The organism is Paenibacillus sp. ALE2 (genome assembly GCF_054113385.1).
The window spans coordinates 3,119,250-3,137,160 of sequence record NZ_CM134213.1; the positions used below are offsets into that span (position 1 = coordinate 3,119,250).

Sequence of the window (17,911 nt, forward strand, 5' to 3'; positions counted from 1 at the left end):
AACGCAATAACACGCACTTATTTTGATAATCCTCTTGAAGACAAAACATCTACATGAGCACAAAAGTGTTCTGTAGATTTGAACTTCAAGAGGATTTTTATATGCGTGATTTACATCACATAACAACCTGACTAAATTATATATATTGATAATGATTATCATTATCTATAAAATATCATTAACAGTATATATATTAGGGGGATTACAGTGAAACCGATTTATATTACCTTAGGGTTTTTATTTTTGGCGCTTGGAGTGATTGGCGTAGTGGTGCCGTTGCTGCCGACTACACCGTTTCTGCTGCTGGCAACCTTTTTCTTTATGCGGGGGTCTGAAAGGATTCATCAGTGGTTTTCGAATACATCTTTGTACCATAAGTATCTGGAAAGTTTTGTACAAACCAGGTCGTTGAAGCTGTCTACAAAAATTACGTCATTGGGCTTAGCGTCAGCTATGCTCATTACAGGCTTTATCTTTACCCCCATTGTGTGGGGCAAGGCGCTCATCGTTTTGGTCATCCTGTTCAAATATTATTATTTTATATTCCGAGTCGGAACTGTGAGGGAAGGTAAGGCGGAAACTCCGTCTTCATCTGAAGCCGTCCCTACTCCGAAAAAAAGGTCTAAAATGGTCGACAGTCGTCTACTAGGCCTGGTGGAGCATTCTCGAAAATATATCATCTTGGGTGTGCTCGTACAGTGGATCGGTCTTTTAGGGAGTATAGCCGCCGTTTTGTCTATGGCCTTTGTGATGCAGCAAGCATGGGAAGGACAAGTAACTCGCCAGCTAATTCTATCCATGACAGTCATTGTTATTGCTGCCATTGCCGTTCGCTTCCTGAGTAATTACGCAGCCAGTATGTTGTCCTATCGGGCTTCAATCAATGCTAAAAAAACGCTGCGCTCGCAGATTTACAGCAAGCTGTTAAAGATGGGATCCTCTTATACGGATCATACCTCCACCTCAGGGGTTATTCAGGTTGCTGTAGAAGGGGTGGAGCAGCTTGAAACCTATTTTGGTAGATACATGCCTCAGCTATTTTATAGTCTGCTTGCACCTGTAACGTTGTTCATCACCCTCTCTTTTGTCAGCTTCAAAGCGGCTATCATTCTATTGATCTGCGTTCCCTTAATTCCAGTGTCCATTATTGTTATTATGCGGATGGCTAAAAAGCTGTTTCGGAAATATTGGGGCAGCTACGTCAATTTGGGCCACAGCTTTTTGGAAAATGTACAAGGTCTGACTACGCTCAAAATTTATGGGACAGATCAGAATAAACATCAGGAAATGAACACAGCGGCTGAGGATTTTCGCAAAATGACAATGAAAGTCCTGACCATGCAGTTAAACTCCGTAGCTGTCATGGATCTTATCGCATTTGGTGGTGCCGCCGCAGGTGTGCTGGTCGCGGTTAGCGAATATTCTTCGGGTCACATTGGCTTGGCGGGAGCGCTCATCATTGTGTTGCTGTCGGCAGAGTTTTTCATCCCGCTTCGTCTGCTCGGTTCCTACTTTCATATTGCCATGAACGGAATGGCAGCAAGTGACAAAATATTCGAAATGTTGAGTACAGAGGATCTTGTACAAGGACAACAAAGCATAGAAGCTACAGACATTCGATTGGAACGGGTAAATTTTGCTTACGACGAAAGAGATACCTTGCGTAATATAACCATGGACATTCCTCAAGGCAGCTTCGTTTCCATTGTTGGAGAATCAGGCTCAGGTAAAAGTACGGTAGCCGGATTGATCGTTGGACATCATGAGGGTTATCAAGGAAGCCTGACGATCGGAGGAACCGAACTGACCTTCATTTCGGAAGAAAGCCGCATGCGTCATATGACCTGGATCGGTTTTAACAGCTATATTTTTAAAGGCACCGTCGAAGCAAATTTGAGAATGGGCAATGAGCACGCGGATGAGCAACAAATGCTGGAGGCATTGCGGCAAGTGAAACTGTATGATTTTATTCTCTCCGAAGGGGGATTGGAAGCAGAGATAGAGGAGCAGGGTGCGAATCTGTCAGGAGGACAGCGTCAACGTCTAGCACTGGCCAGAGCGTTGCTGCACGACAGTCATGTATATATTTTTGATGAGGCTACTTCTAACATTGATGTTGAGAGTGAGGAAGGAATCATGGAGGTCATACATGCACTGGCAGGTCAAAAAACAGTGATTCTCATCTCTCACAGACTGGAAAACGTGATCCAATCTGATTGTATTTATGTGCTGCAAAATGGTTTGGTGGCAGAATCCGGAACGCATCAGGAACTGTTGAGCCAGCAGGGACATTATGCGGAGATGTATCTCAGTCAGCATCGGATGGAACAGTTTGTAAAAGGGGGTGCAGTATATGCGTAGACCCGGTTTACGAATCATGGGTCAATTGTTGGTCTTGGCAGGACCTCTTTTACCTGTGCTGCTTATCACGATTGTTACAGGAGTGCTTGGCTTTGTTTGTGCTATTGGCATTATTGTGTACGGGGCCCTTGCCCTACTGACAGCAACGGGCATCACGACAGGCTACAGCATGACATTTTTGCTGACTGCCATCGTGCTATGTGCTGTATTGCGCGGTGTATTTCGTTATGGCGAGCAAATGAGTGGTCATTATCTCGCTTTCAAGCTGCTGGCTGTGCTGCGAGACAAGGTGCTTCAAGCCTTGCGTAGATTGGCCCCAGCCAAGCTTGAAGGCAAGGACAAAGGGAATCTGATATCGCTGATTACAAGTGATATTGAGCTGCTGGAAGTATTTTATGCGCATACGATAGCGCCTGTTATGATTGGCATCATCACTTCACTGCTCATGGTATTTTTTATAGGCTCTTATGAGCCTTTACTAGGCTGGATCGCTGCGCTTGCTTACATAACCGTCGGTTTGTTTATTCCCCTACTTACGACACGTATGGGCAAGCGCCAAGGGATGGAATACCGGAGCAGCTTCGGCCAGCTGAGCAGTTATTTTTTGGACAGCTTACGTGGGATGAAGGAAATTGTGCAATATGGGCAAGGAAAACAACGATTAAATGAAATTAACCGTCGTACGGATCAGTTAGATGCCAAGCAGAAGGATTTGAAGCATCATGAAGGCATCACAAGAGCAGTCACAGATACAGCTGTAGTCGGATTTTCATTCTTGATGCTGCTAGCTGGATTGTATGGCATGTCTAAAGGACAGATGGATTTTACAAGTATGCTGATTTCAGTCATTGCTCTGTTTAGTTCATTTGGTCCGGTGGTCGCACTGAGCAATTTGTCCAACAATTTGCTTCAAACGCTGGCAAGCGGGGAGCGAGTGCTAAGTCTGCTGGAGGAGACCCCGGAGGTAGAAGAAAATATGAATGGAATGACCGTTGGCTTTACTGGAGCGCAGATAGACAAGGTGACTTTTGCGTACGATGGTCAAACGGTGCTGAATGATGTAAGTCTCACGATACCACACAAGCGAATTATAGGTATTCAGGGTAAAAGTGGGTCCGGTAAGTCAACGTTGCTGAAGTTGCTGATGCGATTCAGGGACCCGCAGAAGGGTGGGATTTTACTATCTGACCACGATTTGAAGGACATTGAGACCCGACATTTGAGAAGCTTGCAAAGCTACGTCGATCAGCATACATTCCTGTTTGACGATTCCATAGCAGCTAATATCAAAATTGGAAAGCCGGATGCTACACATCAACAGGTTGTGGAAGCAGCCCGTAAGGCATCAGTACACGATTTTATTATGACATTGCCTCAAGGATATGACAGCCGAATCGGAGAGTTGGGGGACAGGCTGTCTGGGGGAGAACGCCAGCGCTTGGGGCTGGCCAGAGCCTTTGTTCATGATGCGCCCCTCTTACTGCTGGACGAACCAACTAGCAATTTGGACAGTTTGAACGAAGCGATTATTTTAAAATCGTTAAAAGAACAGCAACAAGACAAAACGATTATCCTTGTTTCGCATCGAAACTCCACTATGCGAATGGCTGACGAAATTTTTCAAATGGATAACCGTCGACTCTCCTGAACGTGATGAAAGCTGGGAAATAAATGTGATGCTTTGAAGGCGAAAGCTGTAGCCTGTTCATCGTTTTGTCATAAAATGGAGTGTGCGTGTTGAAATGGGAGCGTCATCCTTATTTAAATCATCCAGCTTTTCAAGCTTGTCTTATTTTGATAGCCTATGAGGTGAGGATTTTGCAAATCCTGAGGTATATTGACAAGTCATAAACATCATAAATGATGGATGAACAGAGGCTATAAGCCGATGTATAGAAATGGGTGGTGAACAGGAATGTCTGATTTCAATCAGCTCAAGGGACTTGAGCACACAGCATATCCCATATATGAAGGCTATGATTTGGGTCTTACTTATACGCCTGCGGGCAGCAAATTTAAGGTATGGGCACCGACTGCACAGCAGGTTCATATCGCGTTGTATACCGACGCAGGGGTGTACGATCATGAAGGAATCGTTCAGGAGCACGGCGGTGGTCAGGAATTTCTCATGAATCGTGATGGTCACGGAGTATGGTCTATAGAGCTGGAAGGCGACTGGAACAGATATTATTACATGTACAGGCTGGAGTGGGCGGACCACAGCATTCATTATGCTACCGACCCATATGCCAGAGCGGTATCAGCCAACGGGCAACGTACGGCTATCATTGATTTGGATCGAACGAACCCGGATGGATGGGAACAGGATGAGGGCCCCGTACTTGAGCGTACGACAGATGCTATTATCTATGAGCTTCATGTGCGTGATTTTTCGATGGACCCCGATTTTAATACGGGTATAAAAGATTTATCTACTGCTCAGGGGCGGTTTGCAGCCTTTACGTATACAGGATTAACGGATGTCAAGGGTAACAGTGTCGGACTGGATCATTTGCTGGAGCTGGGCATTACACATGTTCATTTGCTTCCAGTGGCTGACTTTCATACGGTGAATGACTTTTCGGAATTAGGAACTGAATATAACTGGGGCTATGATCCGCAGCATTATAATGTGCCGGAGGGATCTTACTCTTCTAATCCAGCTGACCCGCAGACGCGTATACGAGAGCTGAAACGGCTGGTACAGTCTCTGCATACTGCTGGCATTGGTGTCATTATGGATGTTGTGTACAATCATACGTATTCGGTGGAAAAGGGTCCGTTTGAGCCGGTTGTACCAGGATATTATTACCGTACGGATGAGCAAGGGAAGCTCACCAATGGATCAGGTGTAGGTAATGAACTGGCAACCGAACGTCCGATGGTGCGCAAGTATATCAAGGATTCACTACGCTATTGGGCAGAGGAATATCACATAGATGGCTTCCGGTTTGATTTGATGGCGTTAATTGATACACCGACTGTAGAGCAGCTTACCCGAGAGCTTCGCGCTGAAATACGTCCCGATCTGCTGATCTATGGTGAGCCTTGGACGGGTGGGGAGTCCCCGCAGCCTTTGCTTACATTAAAAGGAACGCAGCGGGATAAGGGCTTTGCCGTTTTTAACGACAATTACCGCTCTGCCATTAAGGGAGATAGCGACGGTACCGGGAATGGGTTTGCTACGGGGGCGGAAAATCAGGAGGAACGGGTACTTCAAGGTGCTTTTGGAGCTATCTATGATTTTACAGCTCATCCATCAGAGTCCGTCAATTATGTAACGGCCCACGATAATCTCAATTTGTGGGATAAAATTTTGACGGTGAGACATGTACGGGAGAACTGTCGTTTTCCGCAATGGGAGCAGGGGAACCCCAAAGATGGAAGGACAGCCGAACAAGCCGTAGCTGAAGCAGACCCGTATCAGGAACTGGATGAAAGTAACCTACTTGAAAACGAAACTGTACGTAAGTCTCTGTTGGCTAACGGCATGATTCTGACATCGCAAGGTATTCCTTTTATCCATGCAGGGGATGAACTGCTGCGTTCCAAATATGGAGACCATAACAGCTACCGAAGCTCTGATGTAGTGAATGCCATCCGTTGGAATAACAAGGCGAGGTTTCGATCCGTGTTTGATTACTACCAGGGCTTAATTGCTTTGCGGCGCAGTCACCCGGCATTCCGTATGGATCAGCGTGAGCTGGTGGAGCAGCATATGGAAGTCTTACAAAGCAGTGGGCATGTGGTGGCTTTTGCATTGAGGCATCATGCTAACGGCGATGCCTGGAATCATATTGTGGTGATTTATAACGGTTCGGATACAGAGCAGACAATATCATTGCCTGCGGAATCGGATCGTTGGCATGTGGTCGTGGATGCACACGGGGCCGGGAATGAGACACGCTATGAAGTGGTAGGCCATCGTGTGACTGTATCGCGCTGGTCGATGATGGTGTTGTATGATCAGGCTGGACCTCCCCAAGCCTCCTTTTTGACTGAGCAAGATCAAGCTAACGAGCAAGTGGATAACGAAACGAAGGGCTTAGATGAGGGGACGAATCAAGAGATTGCAGGTACAGCAATGACAGATGCCCAGCGAGGAAACGATAGAGCGGTTATTCCGTTTCGTACGATTGAACTGATCTACGAGCGTGCAGACCGGCAATACTCTGGCTGGAATGTGTGGGTATGGGGCACCGGACACCAGGACGGACATGTTGAATTTCACGATTGGGATGATGGTCGGGCAGTAGCCCGCATTCGGGTGGCTCCTGATGTACAGCGAATTGGCTACATTGTCCGACTGAATCACTGGGATGCCAAGGATGTGGAGGCAGATCGATATATTGATGTAGATCCGACCCAGTCTGTGATGCAGGTATTGATTCATAGTGGCAGAGAGGAATATTTATTACTGGTTAACGATAACCGGGCGGGATAGACTTGTATGCTTGGTTGCCACACGAGAAATAGCATTTATCGATCATTTCGAGAAATGCTATTTTTTTATGCAAATGTGCGTCAGTTTCAGAAAAAAGGGGTAAAATAGAATTATGGACTTGTTTAGTTTTGCCAGCTTGCTGGCTTATATTCTGTAGTACGACTGGTAAACAAGCAAGATTCTTGGAGGAAAATCATTTGTAAGGTAACCTGAAGGAGGTTGTATATCATGAGTTCTAATGGAGGAAGTATTCAACTAACCGCCCAGCCGAGAACAGAGAAGAAGGGTTCGGCCATTCGTGGATTGAGGTTAAAAGGACGGATTCCAGCTGTGGTTTACGGCTCTGAAATCGAGGGAACCCCTGTACATGTCGATGCCAAGGAATTTAATAAAGTAATCAGAACCGGACGTTCAGAGGTTTTTAATCTCACAGTAGAAGGCGGAGAAACGATTCCAGTCATTATTAAAGATTATCAACAGCGTGACAACCAATGGTTGCATGCCGACTTTTTGAAGATTTCCAAAAACAAACCGCTTCGTGTGCGTGTTTCGATTGATTATCAGGGTACACCTATAGGTACAAAATCAGGCGGTATTCTGCAAGTTCAAGAAACAGAAGTCGAGGTTGAAGGTTTGCCTTCTGACTTGCCGTCCACCATTGAAGTGGATGTATCCGCACTGGATATTGGCGACAAGCTGAGCGCAAGCGACTTGAAGCTTCCTAAAGGCGTGACGCTGCATGTCTCTGAAGAGGAGTTGCTGGCATCCGTGATCGTTCCGCGTGCAGTCGAAGTAGAAAATGCTGCTGTGGAAGGTGATGCAGCGGCAACTGAAGGCGCTGAAGAGGCTTCCGAAAACAAGGAATCTTAATGGATTCAGCAGGCACATTGAACGTCTGCCAATTAAAGAAGATGATCAAACCGTGAATTAAAACCGTTCCCTGTTAGGGGGCGGTTTTTCTCTTTAAAGTACGACCATCATTCAATACGCGTTCTGATATGACGATATATATAGTATGGCATTTACATTTTTATTTTATAAATACCTAATATATCTCTAAGGAGCGCGTACACAATCATGGACAGAACGAATGAATTGTTGTGGCAAAGAAACAAATTGGTGATCATTATTTTTTGGATTATGACTTTGAGCAGCATCGTCCCGGCAATATCTAATCCCTCGATGTGGATATCTAGCGGTGTAGGATTAGTAGTCGCGGCGGTTTTGACGATTCTGAATATACAAAAGATAGGAATCCGGCTTATTCCTTGGATTATTACATTTTATAGTGCATTAATATGTATATTTGTGAACTTATCTAGCGTGGAGGTAGTGACTACGATCTTTATTTGTTCATTGTTGTTACTCTACCCATCTTATCCATATTTTCTGGTAGCTATGACTTTAAATCTATGTAATATTTTTATACAAATTACGATCGGTACGCCTGCAACTCTGCCAGCTACCGGTTCTTTGCGTTATGTACATGAATTTATTATTGTAGGGCTGATTGGGTTACTATTGCTAGTGGTATCGGTGTTAAACCAAAAGCAGTTTAAGATAACGGAGGAACAAAATAAAAATATGGATGTCACAAGGCAACGTATTGAATTTCTGTTTGAGCAAGTGAGGCAAGCTGTAGCGGGATTACATAGCTTTACAGAACGATTCAGGAATCAAGTGGATGCTACAGGCATTGTGACGAATGAAGTTGCCATCGGGTTTCAGGAGGTTGCCGAAGGGGTAGAGATGCAGGCTTCGAATATCACTGAGGTAACCGATAACTTGGCTCAGTCTGACCGGCATGTGCGCGAGGTTGCCGATCATTCCCGGGAGCTGAAGCAGCTCTCTGAAGATACGAAAAATGCCGGGGGTAGAGGCAGCAGTCAACTGCTTGCATTAACATCTCAAATTAAAGATTTGGGTCAGGTGATGAGTCGTACCAAAGAAGAATTGGATGAGTTTAAATTGCAGAGTGACAATATGTCTGCCATGCTTAAAGATATTACTCAAATCTCAAAGCAAACCAATTTGCTGTCCTTGAATGCATCCATTGAGGCCGCCAGAGCGGGAGAGCATGGAAAAGGATTTGCGATCGTGGCTGGAGAAGTGCGTAATTTGGCTGAAATGGTTGGGAACACCTCAGTGGCTATGGAGGGTATTTTGGAGCAGCTGAGAACTCAGATGGATTCCGTCGTAAGCCAATTTGACATGGGACAGGAAAGATTACAGCAAAGCATGGAGTCGGCACATTCGACCGAAATTGTACTGGAAGATATCCTGCAAAATGCCAATAAAGTATTGGTGCAGGCAGTGGAGGTAGAGTCCAGTACGAATAGTATGCAACAATTTTCGTCTCAGGTCGTTCAAGAGATGATGGAATTTTCCAGTGTGACAGAACAAGCAAGTGCAGCGTCTGAACAAATTTTGGCTGGAGTAGAAGAGCAGCAAAATATAACCTCCAATATGGTGGCGGGATTTAGTGAGCTGGAGGCATTGATTATTCAGTTGAAAGAGCTGGTCCATGATCAGAATGAGAACAACAGCTCTAGTGAAATCGGCAAAAGTAAATAACCGAAAAGCATCATCATCGGACTAGAGATCCGGGGCTTATCGCTAACAAGCGGTATCCCCGGTTTTTTACTTCTTATTGGGAAGAAGGGAATGAAGTGGGGAGTTTTAGAAGCTATAATTAGATGGAAGTTGATGGTATAATTTGTGGCAGTTTAAATGCTTTGTAACAAGGGGGAATGACGATGATGATGGGAAAGCAAGCACCTAAATTAAAAGCTGGAGACGAGATACGTATTCTTTCGCCATCCCGAAGCTTGTCTATTGTTTCGGAGGAAAATCGACTGATTGCTCAGGATAGACTCGAGACGCTTGGGTTTAAAGTGAGCTTTTCGCAGCATGTGCTGGAAAACGATGATTTTGCATCTTCTTCGATAGAGTCTAGAGTAGCTGACTTGCACGAAGCTTTTGTCGATCCAAAGGTAAAGGGCATTCTGACCTCAATTGGGGGCTATAATGCCAATCAGCTTCTAGCCCATCTGGATTATGATCTGATCGGCACTCATCCTAAACGATTATGTGGCTATTCGGATATAACGGCGTTAAGCCATGCGATTTATGCCAGAACAGGGCTTATCACGTATGCAGGACCTCACTTTTTGACGTTCGCCATGTTGCGAGGAAATGAATATACGACGACTTATTTCCAAAGGTTAATGTTGGAAGAGGGTAGCATTCAAATCCAATCGTCGCCAGAGTGGAGTGACGATGCTTGGTATCAGGATCAGGATCAAAGAAGCTTTCACCGCAATGCGGGTCCATATGCGATTCATGAAGGCGAAGCAGAGGGTACGATTGTGGGCGGAAACTTGTGTACTCTGAATTTGTTACAGGGAACCCCATACATGCCAAGTCTAAAAGGAACCATAGTGTTTGTTGAGGATGATTACGAAAGCTCTCCCGCTACATTTGACCGGGATTTGCAATCATTGTTGCACCAGCCTGAATTTGATCAGGTTAAAGGAATCATCATAGGTCGATTTCAGAAGGCTTCGCATATGACAGAAGAATTGCTGCGGCAAATCATTCGTTCGAAAAGAGAATTGGCATCTATTCCTGTGATTGCAGATGTCGATTTTGGTCATACCACGCCGCAGTTTACATATCCGATTGGCGGGAAGGTGCTTATTCGTGCCCGTAATGGCAGGGTAGGAATTGAAATATGTGAATAATGGGTTTTTATTTGGGAGGAACGCATGTGAACGCCTTGCTGGAAATGCTGATGCAGCTCTTTGAGCGCGCAGCATTGTTGCTGATTTGTTTGTTTTTTATTACACGTATCCCTCGATTTAAGGAAACCTTGCAGAAGAACAGTCATTCTCCGGCAGAGCTGACTTTACTAACATTGATTTTCTGTATGTTTGCCCTGTTTGGTACCTACACCGGGATTGAAGTTGAAGGCTCGCTGGTTAACGTTCGAATCATTGCAATTATGGCGGGCGGTATTTTGTTCGGACCCTGGGTTGGGATCATTACAGGTATTGTATCGGGGATCCATCGTTATCTAATTGATATCGGGGGAGTGACCTCGATTCCGTGTCTGATTACAAGTATTCTGGCAGGTGTGGTGTCAGGATATATCGGTCGCCGGGTGAATCGTTCCAAGAGATGGCTGGTTGGTATCGCCGCAGGTATGGTCTGTGAAGCGTTGACGATGCTGCTCATTCTGGTAATGGCACAACCTCACGGCCTTGGTGTGGACATCGTTTCCAAGATCGGTCTACCGATGATTATCGGAGAGGTCAGTATCGGTTTAATCGTTCTATTGATCCAAAGTGTAGAGGGGGAAAAGGAGAATATCGCAGCCAGACAGGCCAAGCTGGCATTGGATATTGCCAACAAGACGTTGCCTTATTTTCGTTCGATTAATGCGGAATCCTTGCATACGATTTGCTCGATTATAAAAGAAGACATCAAGGCAGACGCGGTGGCAATTACGGATACCCGAGATGTGCTGGCTTATGTCGGATTTGGCGAAGAACGCTATCATATCGGGGATGAAATTATTAGCGATGTGACTAAATCGACGATCCGCAGTGGTAAAATCACGATCCGCAACCATATTGCTGACGACAAAACGCCCCAAATCCAGTCTCTGCTCATTATCCCGTTAGAGGAGCGGGGAGAAGTAACCGGAACCCTAAAGATTTACTACCGAAAAGCTTATAAAATCACGTATCCGTTGCAGACGATGGCGATTGGCTTGTCTCAGATCATTTCCACGTTAATGGAAGTGTCGCGTGTGGAGCAAATTAAGGAAGCGGCGAATAAGGCCGAGTTAAAGGCACTCCAGACGAAGATCAACCCTCATTTTCTGTTCAACGCGTTGAATGCCATTGCCTCAACGACGCGCACCAAACCGGATAAGGCGCGAGAGCTGATTATCAATTTGTCAGGCTATCTGCGTTATAATTTGGAGCTGAATGATGATTTGATCGAAATTCACAAGGAGCTTCAACAGGTGTCGGATTACGTAGAAATTGAAAAAGCTCGCTTCGGCAATCGGCTTCAGGTGGAGTATGTAATGGATGAGGTGTCCGTGCGTATTCCGAGCCTAATTATCCAGCCCCTAGTTGAGAATGCGATTAATCATGGAATCCTCAAGAAAAAAGGGCCAGGTACAGTAACCATTTCTGTAAAAGACCGTGGCGAAAAGGTGCGTATTTCTGTAGCTGATACCGGGGTGGGTATACGGGACGATGTAGTGGATAACCTATATCATGATCAAGTTCCGGCTAAACAGATCGGCTTGTACAATGTGCACAGAAGACTCAAGCTTATGTACGGTGAAGGAGTCATTATTCTTAAACATGATCCGGGCACCGAAGTATATTTTGACATACCAAAGGAGAAGTCATGAAGGCCATAATTGTAGAAGACGAACTTCCAGCGCGTGAAGAGCTGGAGTATCTTATTCAGACTCATAGCAACATTGAGGTGACCGATAGTTTTGAGGATGGGCTGGATGTGTTCCGGTTTCTGCAAGATCAGGAGACGGATGCGATCTTTCTGGACATTAACATTCCTTCATTGGACGGGATGCTATTGGCACAGAACATTAGCAAATTTGCTAAAAAGCCCTATATTATTTTTACGACCGCCTATAAAGAACATGCGGCGCAGGCTTTTGAACTGGAGGCGTTCGACTACATTCTCAAGCCATATGATGAAAAACGGATCGCATCCATGCTGCATAAGCTCGAAAATGCTTATGAGCAGCGAAACGCTCAAATACAGGAACCTGTCCAGGCAGGGCAACCCCGAGCTGCTGAAACCAGTACCGTTGCTGCTCCGGGGCGTATTAATCTGCTGAAAAATGACAAAATTATCGTAACGGATGCAAACGATATTTACTATGCGTGTGCGCAGGAAAAGGTAACTCGTGTCTTTACAAGGCACGAAGAATATACGATGCCGATGAGCATTTCGGAATTTCATGCCCGCCTGCCGCAGCAGGACTTCTTTCGCTGTCACCGATCGTATACGGTTAATCTGTCGCAAATCCGTGAAATTGTACCTTGGTTCAATCATACGTATCTCCTGCGCTTGCGTGGACTAGAAGCAGAAATTCCGGTGAGTCGCAGTAAGGCCAAGGAGTTTCGGCAAATTATGCGACTTTAAAGGCATTTCATTCCGCTATATGTGCATTTCATTCCTCAAACGATTTCTGGCTGACATGCAGGGTTATAATAACCGTGTAAACAGAATCCTTACAGAATTGCTCTTTCACAGGTGCAAAGCGTATTGGATTCACGGTTATCATCATAACAATTGGATGCTGTAGAGCCGGAATGAAAAGAGGAGATCAATATGAAATCAAACAGCGGAAATCGCCTGCTGGTCGTACTGGGAACGATTATTGTTCAAATGGGATTAGGTACCATTTACACATGGAGTTTATTTAATCAACCGTTGGTGGACCGCTTTGGCTGGAACCTCAGTTCGGTCGCTATTACCTTTTCAATTACCAGTTTTGCACTGGCGTTTGCTACATTATTTGCAGGCAAGCTACAGGATAAATGGGGACTTCGTCGTCTGATTTTGTGTGCAGGTGTCGTGTTAGGGGCAGGGCTCATGCTCAGTTCACAGGTAACTTCGTTATCGCTGCTGTACATTTTGGCAGGTATTGTCGTAGGTTTTGCGGATGGAACGGCATATATTACATCACTGTCAAATCTGATTAAATGGTTTCCCGAGAAGAAAGGACTTATCTCCGGTATTTCAGTTGGGGCTTACGGAACAGGCAGTCTGATATTCAAGTATATTAACGGTTCGCTGATTCAGTCTGTTGGCGTATCGCAGGCATTTTTGTATTGGGGTATCATCGTGCTGATCATGATCGTCGGTGGTTCTTTCCTGGTGAAAGAAGCAGTAGTCATAAACAAACCTTCGGAACAAAATGGGGCTGTACAGCGGGACTATACCGTTAAAGAAATGCTGCGCACCAAGCAGGCATACCTGCTGTTCGTCATGTTCTTTACCGCTTGTATGAGTGGTCTCTACCTGATCGGAGTGGTCAAAGATATCGGCGTACGGATGGCTGGCTTGGATGTAGCAACAGCTGCCAATGCGGTCGCTATGGTCGCTATTTTCAACACGGCGGGTCGGATTATATTAGGTGCGCTATCGGACAAGGTAGGTCGTCTGAAAGTCGTAGCAGGTGCACTTTTAACAACAGCAGTTGCAGTTACAGTACTGAGTCTGGTACCCCTGAATTTTGGTCTGTTCTTTGCCTGTGTAGCAGGAATTGCTTTTTGCTTCGGTGGCAATATTACCGTCTTTCCTGCCATCGTAGCTGATTTCTTCGGTCTGAAGAACCAAAGCAAAAACTATGGTATTGTGTATCAGGGCTTTGGCCTTGGTGCGCTGGCGGGGTCATTTATCGCTGCCTTGCTCGGCGGATTTATCCCGACCTTTACCACAATTGCTGTGCTGTGCGTCGTATCGTTCCTGATTGCCCTCACCATTCGCACTCCAGAACAAGGTAAAGGCAAACTGCGCAGCGAACGGAAGAAAAATACCAACGGTGTGCGCAGCATGAAGCCAGGTACAAAATTAGGTTAAACGATTTGAGAAAATAGGACCAGATAAATGCCAAAAGACCTGTCATCATTTCTCTAAGGGAGATTATGGCAGGTTATTTGTTTTTCCAATAACCTGATTTACGGTATAATAAAAAGACGTGTAATAAGCCGATATATACAAAAGACATAAGCTAAGAACCTGACAGGAGGACGAGTCATGATCGTGGATACAAGCGGGAATCTGCTTGCCCGCAATACGAAGCTGCGAAATACATATCAAATTCGAAGCGCCTTGTCCCGCAGTGAGCTGGCCATCGTGTATACGGCAAGGCTGTTGGATAACCGAGAAAAGGTGATTGTAAAGGAATTTTTTCCGAATGCGCTGGCTTTGCGGGGGATGGATCGAAAAACGGTCACTTGTAGCGCTTCTATGCAATCCAAATATGTAGAGTTTATGCATTATTTCTTGCGTGAAGGGCAAATGTTGAAGGAATTAAATCATCCGGGGGTTGTCGGTTATATAGATCACTTTGAGGAAAATGGAACTGCTTATCTGGTCATGGAATACTGTGCAGGCAAGACGCTGGATCGAATGATGCAAGAAGAGGCTGTGCCAACGTCTGATCCTGCTTTTCTGTACCAAACGCTGCTGCCTTTAATTGATGCCTTGGAGTATATACACAACAAAGGAATTATTCATCGGGACATTAAGCCAGGCAACATTATGATTGGGGAACATGGCAACGTCAAGCTGATTGATTTTGGCTCTGCTGTGCATTTCGAAGGCAAGGAGCATCCGATCTTCACGACGGCAGGCTATTCTCCGCTGGAATTTTACTCTAACCGTTCGCGGCAGGGACCTGTGTCGGATATTTATAGCTTGGCCGCCACGCTGTATTATTGCCAAAAAGGATCACCTCCACCGGACGTGCCAGGCAGATTATTTGCAGATCGGACCGAACGGATTCGGATCGAAAATGCAGGGATTTCACTACTGCCGTACGTGATTCGGCGTGGCCTGGAGGTACAGGCTAACAAGCGTTGCCGCTCACTTCGATGGTTTAAAGCCGCACTACGTGCGGAATATTGGATAAAAAAAGGGAAGCGCCCTACTCTTACGGTTCGTTAATCGTAAGAGTAGGTGCTTCTCTTTTTTATTCCGACGGGCGTTATCCTGTCGGAGCTTGAATATGGTCGGTGTACACTGAAGTGTTCGGCTTAATCGCCTTGTACCGCAGCTCAATTTCAGTGACGCCGTCCTCAAACGTGATGTACAGTTTATCACCATACGCCATGACCGCTTTTTTGTTGCGAGTCAATCTGATTTTTCCATGCTGCAGGGCACAGCGTGTATCATGTTTCACGATCAGAGTTCCTTTTTTACCTGCGGAAAATAGGATTCGTTCCGCTTCTGGTAATGGTTCGTGAACGTCAAGCGTACGGAATAACTCCTGCAAGCTGACCTTATGACCCGGAAAGGAGGTCAGCGGCCAAGATTTTACCGGAATCTCCTGTCCACTCGCTGTAGCGAGAAAATATCCTTCGATTCTTCCAGCAAACTGCGGCTTCGGTCGCAAGAACCAATACAGAAGAGCAGCTATCACAATGCTGATGGCTACCGTCCATTTAATGGCTGTATACCGGGATTGGACTGAAACGGTCAGTGTAGCGCTACTGGATGCACCTTCTGGATCGGTAGCGGTAATCTTTAGCTTCGTGTCACCTGTGTGAAGCTTAGATAGCAGCAGATCATTACCGTTAATCTCGGCATTAATTGTATCCTCAGAGGCTCCTGAATCCAGCTTATAATTCAGCTTGTCATGATTGGGATCAACAATAAAATCCTCTAAACTTCGACGGGAATCACCGTCTTCTTTTACCAGATGTATCGTCAGGTCGTTTAAAGCTTGTGGTGCTGCATTGGTGGCGTGAACTTTATGTACAATTCCCTTACGGTACCACTGCGGACTATCCAGAGATAGCTGCCATGTATAATCACCCGTTTGTGGGAACGCATATTCGGTATGAAAGGCTCCTGACTTATAGGTCATAGGCACCTTTTTAGCTGTACCGCCTTTTACAGGGGTAACTATAATATGGGCTTGAAGAGATGTATATACGGCCTCATCTGTAAGATTTTGGCCATCCGGTAATAGGAGCTGAGCTTGAAATGGTGTCGCTTGTCCCTTCAGCAATTGCATAGGCTTGCCGCCATGAGTTGCTGTTGTTTGCGTTCCTCTTATAGTAGCTTCAGCTTCCAGTCGGTAGCTGCCAAGTAAATTGATTTTAACCAAATCTCCGCGTATGCCCCGTAATTTCAACTTCACTTTACCTGCTTGTGGATGCTCAATTTTCAAAATTGCATATCGGCTCGACTTGTACCTACGGACATTTTCTGAATTGGAGTATAGCTGGGTTTCCAGCAGGGGATGCTCCGACAAAAGCACCAGATTGGCTTCCTCCATACTAGAGTCCGGTAGAGTCACCGTTAATTCTTGCATCTCGCCAGTGGTCGTAATTGCAGCAACTGGAACGAGCTTGGAGCGAATTTGACTGGCAAAAATACGATTCAGAATTTCCGGCAGATCCTCAGCACTACTCGTAATAAAAGAAGCTCCTCCCGTTTGAGAAGCGATCCGTTCGAGTTCTTGCCGGTTTACCGTGCCATCATGGTTCAGGCCAATCGTATACACCGGGTATCCCTTGGTCTGTGCAGATTTGATGACAGAGGATACATCGTTATTCGAGTCACCCTTAGACCGAGAACCAGAAGAGGCACCAAAATCAGTCTCTCCATCTGACAATAAAATCATAAAAGGCTGACGCCCTTGGGATGCTCCGGCAGCTAGCAGTTCTGAGCCTTTACGCAGCCCAAGTCCCAAATCTGTATAGCCAGAACGGTTCAACATTCTGATTTCCTGCTGAATTTGCGATTTTTGCGCTGCCACGCCAATCGAGGTAAGTGGTTTTGAGGCGACAACATGATGGTTGTAGGCGACGAAACCCACGCGTGTACGGTCTGCATCACTTAAGTCCATAAACATACTAATGACTTCGGCGGCAATACCCTCGGGATCCGTGTCTCTCATGGAATAGCTGGTATCCAGTACAAAAACAGCATCGTAACCCTCAATCGGAGCAGTCCCCGAAGATGCTGCATTAGCCTGATTTACAGTGCAAATGACCCCGTTTAAGCCCATTTGGAAAAATAGTACAAAAGTCATGAAAATGATAATTCCTAGTTTCCTTATTCTGAACATAAGCTCCTCCATCGGCGAGACCAATGTGGGCGTGCCAACTCTCCTAATCCTTGGTATATAAGGGATAAAGGATCAAAACAGCTGAAAACCCTCACATTAGCCATGAATTTGATACTTTTACGCTTATCAGAAATATCCAATGAACTTCTATCGGCAATTGGATTCCATTTGTGAATATTTCCCTGAAGAAACAGGTCTAACATATCATAAAAATTACGTATTCACGCATAAAATGAGCCAAAATGCCCTAT

11 protein-coding genes are annotated in these 17,911 nt (G+C 45.5%); 10 read left to right on the forward strand and 1 reads right to left on the reverse strand.

Translation table 11 applies throughout. From position 1 onward, the window contains the following. Positions 1-207: 207 nt before the first annotated feature. The 10 genes from ACXHJ1_RS13665 (at position 208) to ACXHJ1_RS13710 (ending at position 15,529) form a co-directional block, all read left to right on the forward strand. Positions 208-2,361, forward strand: a complete 2,154-nt coding sequence (locus ACXHJ1_RS13665) for a DUF454 family protein (RefSeq protein WP_457904765.1) — start codon at positions 208-210, stop codon at positions 2,359-2,361. Continuing rightward, on the forward strand, positions 2,354-4,009 hold the full coding sequence (locus ACXHJ1_RS13670) for an amino acid ABC transporter ATP-binding/permease protein (protein WP_457904766.1): 1,656 nt from the start codon (positions 2,354-2,356) through the stop codon (positions 4,007-4,009). The genes ACXHJ1_RS13665 and ACXHJ1_RS13670 overlap by 8 nt, the downstream gene beginning before the upstream one ends. 267 nt (positions 4,010-4,276) lie before the next feature. After that, positions 4,277-6,805, forward strand: coding sequence for a type I pullulanase (gene pulA, locus ACXHJ1_RS13675; protein ID WP_457904767.1), 2,529 nt, complete (start codon positions 4,277-4,279; stop codon positions 6,803-6,805). A gap of 228 nt (positions 6,806-7,033) precedes the next feature. Continuing rightward, positions 7,034-7,675 carry a 50S ribosomal protein L25 gene (locus ACXHJ1_RS13680; protein WP_044787235.1) on the forward strand — a complete coding sequence of 214 codons (642 nt, stop codon included), beginning with the start codon at positions 7,034-7,036 and terminating at the stop codon, positions 7,673-7,675. Between the two features lie 207 nt (positions 7,676-7,882). After that, a complete protein-coding gene (locus ACXHJ1_RS13685) occupies positions 7,883-9,379 on the forward strand; it encodes a methyl-accepting chemotaxis protein (RefSeq protein ID WP_457904768.1) in 1,497 nt (498 codons plus the stop codon). Positions 9,380-9,561: 182 nt separating this feature from the next. After that, positions 9,562-10,548, forward strand: a complete 987-nt coding sequence (locus ACXHJ1_RS13690) for a S66 family peptidase (protein WP_457904769.1) — start codon at positions 9,562-9,564, stop codon at positions 10,546-10,548. Positions 10,549-10,574: 26 nt separating this feature from the next. Continuing rightward, positions 10,575-12,236, forward strand: a complete 1,662-nt coding sequence (locus ACXHJ1_RS13695) for a sensor histidine kinase (protein ID WP_174820839.1) — start codon at positions 10,575-10,577, stop codon at positions 12,234-12,236. After that, the gene (locus ACXHJ1_RS13700) at positions 12,233-12,997 is read left to right on the forward strand and encodes a LytR/AlgR family response regulator transcription factor (RefSeq protein ID WP_044787231.1); all 765 of its coding nucleotides are present in this window, start codon (positions 12,233-12,235) and stop codon (positions 12,995-12,997) included. Before ACXHJ1_RS13695 ends, ACXHJ1_RS13700 begins: the two co-directional genes overlap by 4 nt. 189 nt (positions 12,998-13,186) lie before the next feature. Next, entirely contained in the window at positions 13,187-14,440 is a 1,254-nt protein-coding gene (locus ACXHJ1_RS13705; RefSeq protein WP_457904770.1) for an L-lactate MFS transporter, read from the forward strand. Between the two features lie 177 nt (positions 14,441-14,617). Beyond that, positions 14,618-15,529, forward strand: coding sequence for a serine/threonine protein kinase (locus tag ACXHJ1_RS13710; RefSeq protein WP_107734588.1), 912 nt, complete (start codon positions 14,618-14,620; stop codon positions 15,527-15,529). Between the two features lie 40 nt (positions 15,530-15,569). On the opposite strand, the gene ACXHJ1_RS13715 is transcribed toward ACXHJ1_RS13710, so the two are convergent. Further along, positions 15,570-17,660: a vWA domain-containing protein gene (locus ACXHJ1_RS13715; RefSeq protein ID WP_243208214.1), complete on the reverse strand. Its 2,091-nt coding sequence runs from the start codon at positions 17,658-17,660 to the stop codon at positions 15,570-15,572. Between the last annotated feature and the right edge of the window lie 251 nt (positions 17,661-17,911).

Excerpts from the sequence above, each read along its gene's own strand:
- ACXHJ1_RS13670 (WP_457904766.1), top strand. The coding sequence starts at position 2,354 with ATGCGTAGACCCGGTTTACGAATCATGGGTCAATTGTTGGTCTTGGCA.
- pulA (WP_457904767.1), top strand. The coding sequence starts at position 4,277 with ATGTCTGATTTCAATCAGCTCAAGGGACTTGAGCACACAGCATATCCC.
- ACXHJ1_RS13680 (WP_044787235.1), top strand. The coding sequence starts at position 7,034 with ATGAGTTCTAATGGAGGAAGTATTCAACTAACCGCCCAGCCGAGAACA.
- ACXHJ1_RS13685 (WP_457904768.1), top strand. The coding sequence starts at position 7,883 with ATGGACAGAACGAATGAATTGTTGTGGCAAAGAAACAAATTGGTGATC.
- ACXHJ1_RS13690 (WP_457904769.1), top strand. The coding sequence starts at position 9,562 with ATGATGATGGGAAAGCAAGCACCTAAATTAAAAGCTGGAGACGAGATA.
- ACXHJ1_RS13700 (WP_044787231.1), top strand. The coding sequence starts at position 12,233 with ATGAAGGCCATAATTGTAGAAGACGAACTTCCAGCGCGTGAAGAGCTG.
- ACXHJ1_RS13705 (WP_457904770.1), top strand. The coding sequence starts at position 13,187 with ATGAAATCAAACAGCGGAAATCGCCTGCTGGTCGTACTGGGAACGATT.
- ACXHJ1_RS13710 (WP_107734588.1), top strand. The coding sequence starts at position 14,618 with ATGATCGTGGATACAAGCGGGAATCTGCTTGCCCGCAATACGAAGCTG.
- ACXHJ1_RS13715 (WP_243208214.1), bottom strand. The coding sequence starts at position 17,660 with ATGTTCAGAATAAGGAAACTAGGAATTATCATTTTCATGACTTTTGTA.